The organism is Streptococcus pseudopneumoniae (genome assembly GCF_001072315.1).
GTDB lineage: Bacteria > Bacillota > Bacilli > Lactobacillales > Streptococcaceae > Streptococcus > Streptococcus pseudopneumoniae_R.
In genome coordinates, this window is record NZ_JVLI01000143.1 from 1 (window position 1) to 5,937 (window position 5,937).

Below are 5,937 nucleotides of genomic sequence, written 5' to 3' on the forward strand. Positions count from 1 at the left end.
TACTCTTCGAAAATCTCTTCAAACCACGTCAGCTTTATCTGCAACCTCAAAGCTGTGCTTTGAGCAACTTGCGGCTAGTTTCCTAGTTTGCTTTTTGATTTTCATTGAGTATAAAAACCTTCTCATAAGCTTTTCTTGTTTTAAAGAAGAATTCAATCCTTCATCTGACTCTCTGCATCGGCCACGACTTGTTCTAGACTAGTCTGATCAAGTTCAGCCTCCATAGCCAGTTGTATTCTCTCCAATTTTTGATCCAAAACATCATGAATATGAGCTCCAACTGGACAATTTGGATTCGGATTGTCATGGAAACTGAAGAGTTGACCAGTCTTACCAAGACACTCAACCGCCTGATAAACATCTAATAGACTAATGTCTTTGAGATCCTTAACAATCTCTGTTCCCCCTGTTCCACGCGCTACTGAAATCAGCTCTGCCTTCTTCAACTGGGACAAGGTTTTTCTGATAATGACAGGATTGACCCCGACACTAGCAGCCAGAAAATCACTGGTCACCTTGCTTTCCTTCCCCTTGAGGGCAATGATTATCAGCATATGAGTCGCAATGGTAAATCTACTTGGAATTTTCATCCTCTTCTCCTTTTTACGAGGCTCCCCTGCCTCTACTCTTCTTTTTCTTTTATTATACCCTTTTTAGTTGTAATGTCAATCGTTACCACCTTTCAACCAGACATCTAACTCCCTATCATAACCCTCTTTCTGGGCCAATTCTCTCAGAAATTCCTGATGATGAGTATGGTGGATCCCATTGACCAGACTTTCATAGTAAACCTCAAAATAGGGAAGTTTGAGGTCTTTAGCCAACTGCAATTCAGCTGCCACATCGTAGTCCACCCGTCGGAAGTCCATATCTACCAAGCCCTTGTCATCAAACTCCAAAATCATATACTGCGCTCGCAAGTCCTTCCGTAGCTGGGCATCTATAAAGAAAGGTTGCCCAATCGAACCCGGATTTACAATCAATTGCCCACCAGTCCCGTAACGAAGCAACTGCTGGTGAATATGACCATAAACAGCAATATCACAAGGCGGATTGGTCACCAAGCGGTCAAAATCCTCTTGCGCTCCAGTATGAATCAACTCTCTCCCCCAGTTCTTATCAGGCAGATGATGGCTAATTCCCACCGTCAAATCCCCAAACTGACGATGAAGCTGGAGGGGTTGATTGTGGAGCACTTCAATTTCTTCTAGGGAAATTTCCTCTAAAACATACTGGCACTGGCGCAAGAGATAGCGTTGACTAGGACGAGTGCTATCCAATTCCTTGCGGACACCATGCCAAAGACTGTCTTCCCAGTTTCCCAAAACTCTAGCCGTAATCGGTAGTTGAGCCAACAAGTCCAAAATCCTTCTACGTCCTGTCCCTGGCATGAGAATATCTCCCAAAAGCCAGTATTCATCCACTCCTAGCTGCCGAGCATCTGCCAAAACAGCCTCCAAGGCGGTGGTATTTCCATGAATATCTGAAAGAAGAGCTATTTTCGTCATATCCATCTCCTCGTTTTTTCTCTTGCAATAAGTATAACATAAAAAGTCATAGCTAGAGAAATCTAGCTTTTTTTGATATACTAGATAGAGATATTAGACAAGAGGAAACGAATGACCCCGAATAAAGAAGATTATCTAAAATGTATTTATGAAATTGGCATAGATTTGCATAAGATTACCAACAAGGAAATTGCAGCTCGTATGCAAGTCTCTCCCCCTGCCGTAACTGAAATGATTAAACGGATGAAGGGTGAAAATCTCATCCTTAAGGACAAGGAAGCTGGCTATCTACTGACGGACCTCGGCCTCAAACTGGTCTCTGAGCTCTACCGTAAACACCGCTTGATTGAAGTTTTTCTAGTTCATCATTTAGACTATACAAGTGACCAGATTCACGAGGAAGCTGAGGTCTTGGAACACACTGTCTCTGACCTGTTCGTGGAAAGACTGGATAAACTGCTAGGTTTCCCAAAAACCTGCCCCCACGGAGGAACCATTCCTGTCAAGGGAGAACTCCTAGTTGAAATCAATAACCTACCACTAGCTGATATCAAGGAAGCTGGCGCCTATCGCCTGACTCGGGTGCATGATAGTTTTGACATTCTCCATTATCTGGACAAGCACTCACTTCGCATCGGTGATCCGCTCCAAGTCAAGCAGTTTGATGGCTTCAGCAATACCTTCACTATCCTCAGTAAAGAAGAGGATTTACAAGTAGGTATGGACATTGCCAAACAACTCTATGTCGAGAAAATCGACTAATTTATCAAGTCCCCTACCAACCCTGAAAGTTTGATTTTCAGGGTTTTCTTATCTATTTTTTATATCAAAAAAGATAGTAAACGCTTTCACACTTCGACTAAATATTGTATAATAATTATATACAATATTACATCACTAACAGATGAAAGAAGGAGGGCTTATCATGAAAAAAATCATCTATATCAAAACCATTGAGCTCCTTGTCATTGATGGAATCATGTTAGCATTTTTGACATTTAAAGAGGGACTTACTTGGGATTGGATTTTGATTTATAGCGGTTGGCTCATTTTCTTTCATCCTGTGCTATTGGCCTATCTTTCAAACCAGCTTTGTGACTACTTTAGTCAACTCTATTCCCAGATTAGACCGAGATTCTGGCGTTTTGCTTTACAAATTCTCCTATGGGATAGCCTGATGATTCTCTCCTTGGTGTCTTTAAGTGATATTCCACTTTTCCTTCAGGGAACTCTCCTCATCCTAGGACATCTCATCCCTTCCTATCGCATCTGCCAAAGCCTGAAAAGAGACTTCCCCCAAGCATATCAAGAACCGATTTCTTTTTGGAGTATTTTATGATCGATGAGAAAGACCAAGCCGACTGGGCTTGGTCTTTCTTATCTCTTTTTAGTATCTAGGATAATGGTAACAGGTCCGTTATTAACCAGCTCAACCTGCATATCTGCTCCAAAGATACCTGTCTGAACGGGCACTTCTTGCGCTAATTTTTGATTGAAAGCATCATAGAAGTCTGATGCCATATCAGGTTTAGCTGCCCCTGTAAAGGCTGGACGATTGCCTTTCTTAGTATCCGCAAAGAGGGTAAACTGAGAAATAGAGAGGATTTCTCCTTCAATATCTTTGACAGACAGGTTCATCTTGCCTTCTGCGTCTGAAAAAATCCGCATATTGACCAGTTTTCTCACAGCATAGTCCAAATCTTCCTCTTGGTCCTCTGGTCCAACACCAACCAGCAATAAAAGTCCCTGATTGATTTTTCCCTGAATCTGGCCTTCTATACTCACTTGGGCTTTTTTAACCCGTTGGATAATGATTTTCATAATAGCCTTTCTAGTAAGAGCTAGGACAACTAGCCGTTGGTCCGTTTGACAGAGTAAACTTCTGGCACACTCTTAATTTTATCGACAACCGTGGTCAGTGTAGAGAGGTTGGCAATACCGAAGGACACATGGATATTAGCAAACTTCATATCCTTGGTTGGTTGGGCATTGACCGTTGAAATATTCTTGGTTGTATTTGAAAGAACTTGCAGTACATCGTTCAACAGTCCTGTACGGTTGAGACCGTAGATATCGATATGGGCCATATACTCCTTATTTGAGCTAGAGTACTGGTCTTCCCATTCCACATCAAGGAGACGTTGCTCGTAGTTTTCTTGGGCACGCAGGTTCATACAGTCCACACGGTGAATAGCCACACCACGACCCTTGGTAATGTAGCCAACAATATCGTCACCAGGCACGGGGTTACAACACTTAGCAATCCGCACTAGGAGACCAGAAGCACCTTCAATAACCACTCCCCCCTCATGCTTGACCTTGAGAGTTTCTTTATTTTCAACCTTGACCTCGCCACCTTTGACAAGCTCCTCTGCCTCAGCCTTGGCCTTGGCACGCTCTTCCTCACGGCGTTCCTTTTCAGTCAGACGGTTAAAGACGGTAATCGCACCGATTTCCCCAAAACCAATGGCCGCAAAGAGGGAGTCTTCTGTCTTGTAACTGGTCTTTTGCAGAACTTGATCCATGTGGCGCTTGTCCATAAATTTATTTGCCACATAGCCATTTTCTTGGAACTGAGCCATCAGCATCTCACGACCCTTGTTGACAGACAATTCCTTATCTTGGTTTTTAAAGAACTGGCGAATCTTATTGCGCGCCTTGCTAGTCTTGACCATATTGAGCCAGTCACGGCTAGGTCCAAAGGAGTTCGGGTTGGCGATAATTTCAACCTGATCCCCTGTCTTTAACTTGGTTGTCAGTGGAACCATGCGGCCATTGACCTTGGCACCAGTTGCTTTTTCACCGACCTTGGTATGGATTTCGTAGGCAAAATCAATCGGTCCTGAATCTTTGGGAAGAGAACGGACAGCTCCATCTGGGGTAAAAACGTAAATCTCCTCAGCCAAATAGTTTTCCTTAACAGAGTCCACAAATTCCTTAGCATCATCAGCCTGGTCTTGGAGCTCCATCATCTCCTTGATCCAGTTCATTCCAATAGCTGATTCCTTGCTGTTAACTTGCCCCTTTATACCTTTCTTATAAGCCCAGTGAGCCGCAACCCCGTACTCAGCCACCTCGTGCATTTCCTTGGTTCGAATCTGGAATTCAATCGGCCCTTTTGGTCCATAAACAGTCGTATGGATAGACTGATAACCATTGGCCTTGCGGTTGGCAATATAGTCTTTGAAGCGACCTGGCATCGGTTTCCAAAATTCATGCACGTAACCAAGCATGGCATAAACATCACTTTGGGTATCTAAAATACAACGAATAGCAATCAGATCATAGATTTCCTCAAACCGTTTTCTCTTGTCCTGCATTTTGCGGAAAATTGAGTAAATATGCTTGGGACGACCATAAATCTTCCCTTTCAAGTGACGTTCTGTCGTATACTCCTCTAATTTTGTGACTACCTCATCCACCAAGGCCTCACGCTCCCTGCGCTTTTCCTTCATCATATGGGTAATCTTGTAAAACTCCGTTGGATTGAGATAACGGAAAGACAAGTCTTCTAATTCCCATTTGACACTGGAAATCCCCAAACGATGGGCAAGTGGGGCATAGATTTCCATGGTTTCTTTGGAAATACGCTCCTGCTTGTCTCTTCGAAGATGTTTCAGGGTCCGCATATTGTGCAAGCGGTCAGACAGTTTGACCAAAATAACGCGGATGTCCTCAGACATGGCCATGAGCATCTTGCGATGATTTTCCGCTAATTGCTCCTCGATCGATTTGTACTCGACCTTGCCAAGCTTGGTAACTCCGTCAACAATCACCCGCACATCAGGACCAAACTCTCTTTCCAAATCGTCCAAGGTCGCATCTGTATCCTCCACCACATCATGCAAGAATCCACAAGCTACTGTTACAGCATCCAGCTTTAGCTTAGCTAAAATACCTGCCACTTGGATAGGGTGAATGATATAAGGCTCGCCTGATTTGCGATATTGACCACTGTGGCATTCAACAGCATAGACCAAGGCCTTATGGACAAAATGAACATCCTCTTCCGTTAAATATTCTTTGGTTAAAGCGACAACTTCTTCGCCTGTTAAATTCACTTCTTTCGGCATCTCTACTCTCCAATTCTTCCTACCATTTTATCACTTTTTTAAGAATATGAAAACTAGATTGGAACAGAATAAGAAAAAAATAATTCAAAATTGCTTGATAATTCTGAATTATTGGCCCATAATATACTACGAAGTTAGATTTTAAACTTAGGTGATAGAAGGAGAGATAGAAGAACGGAAACCATATTGTAACCCAAAGACTTTCTGATTTCCCCAATTCCATTGAAGATACGAAAGATAAACGGTGGAACTCGTATCACATACACTGGTACCTTGACTGGATTTTGGAATTAATACTCAATGAAAATCAAAGAGCAAACTAGGAAACTAGCCGCAGGTTGCTCAAAGCACTGCTT

Annotated in this window: 6 protein-coding genes; 2 read left to right on the plus strand and 4 right to left on the minus strand. The window is 42.8% G+C overall.

Annotated features, from left to right (window positions below):
* Positions 1 to 152 precede the first annotated feature (152 nt).
* Positions 153 to 590 (minus strand): Rrf2 family transcriptional regulator, encoded by a 438-nt coding sequence (locus ADH54_RS07555; protein ID WP_049524636.1) that lies wholly within the window; start codon positions 588 to 590, stop codon positions 153 to 155.
* 75 nt (positions 591 to 665) lie between these two features.
* Positions 666 to 1,508: a metallophosphoesterase family protein gene (locus ADH54_RS07560; protein WP_049524637.1), complete on the minus strand. Its 843-nt coding sequence runs from the start codon at positions 1,506 to 1,508 to the stop codon at positions 666 to 668.
* Between the two features lie 111 nt (positions 1,509 to 1,619).
* Between ADH54_RS07560 and ADH54_RS07565 the strand changes: the two genes are divergently transcribed.
* Together ADH54_RS07565 and ADH54_RS11440 are read left to right on the plus strand one after the other, a co-directional pair.
* A complete protein-coding gene (locus tag ADH54_RS07565; RefSeq protein WP_049524638.1) occupies positions 1,620 to 2,270 on the plus strand; it encodes a metal-dependent transcriptional regulator in 651 nt (216 codons plus the stop codon).
* A 163-nt stretch (positions 2,271 to 2,433) separates the two neighbouring features.
* Positions 2,434 to 2,847 (plus strand): hypothetical protein, encoded by a 414-nt coding sequence (locus ADH54_RS11440; RefSeq protein WP_080980821.1) that lies wholly within the window; start codon positions 2,434 to 2,436, stop codon positions 2,845 to 2,847.
* Between the two features lie 38 nt (positions 2,848 to 2,885).
* On the opposite strand, the gene dtd is transcribed toward ADH54_RS11440, so the two are convergent.
* Both dtd and ADH54_RS07585 read right to left on the minus strand, forming a co-directional pair.
* Positions 2,886 to 3,329 carry a D-aminoacyl-tRNA deacylase gene (gene dtd / locus ADH54_RS07580; RefSeq protein WP_000691400.1) on the minus strand — a complete coding sequence of 148 codons (444 nt, stop codon included), beginning with the start codon at positions 3,327 to 3,329 and terminating at the stop codon, positions 2,886 to 2,888.
* Positions 3,330 to 3,358: 29 nt separating this feature from the next.
* Positions 3,359 to 5,581 (minus strand): RelA/SpoT family protein, encoded by a 2,223-nt coding sequence (locus tag ADH54_RS07585; RefSeq protein ID WP_049524639.1) that lies wholly within the window; start codon positions 5,579 to 5,581, stop codon positions 3,359 to 3,361.
* Between the last annotated feature and the right edge of the window lie 356 nt (positions 5,582 to 5,937).

Excerpts from the sequence above, each read along its gene's own strand:
- ADH54_RS07555 (WP_049524636.1), bottom strand. The coding sequence starts at position 590 with ATGAAAATTCCAAGTAGATTTACCATTGCGACTCATATGCTGATAATC.
- ADH54_RS07560 (WP_049524637.1), bottom strand. The coding sequence starts at position 1,508 with ATGACGAAAATAGCTCTTCTTTCAGATATTCATGGAAATACCACCGCC.
- ADH54_RS07565 (WP_049524638.1), top strand. The coding sequence starts at position 1,620 with ATGACCCCGAATAAAGAAGATTATCTAAAATGTATTTATGAAATTGGC.
- ADH54_RS11440 (WP_080980821.1), top strand. The coding sequence starts at position 2,434 with ATGAAAAAAATCATCTATATCAAAACCATTGAGCTCCTTGTCATTGAT.
- dtd (WP_000691400.1), bottom strand. The coding sequence starts at position 3,329 with ATGAAAATCATTATCCAACGGGTTAAAAAAGCCCAAGTGAGTATAGAA.
- ADH54_RS07585 (WP_049524639.1), bottom strand. The coding sequence starts at position 5,581 with ATGCCGAAAGAAGTGAATTTAACAGGCGAAGAAGTTGTCGCTTTAACC.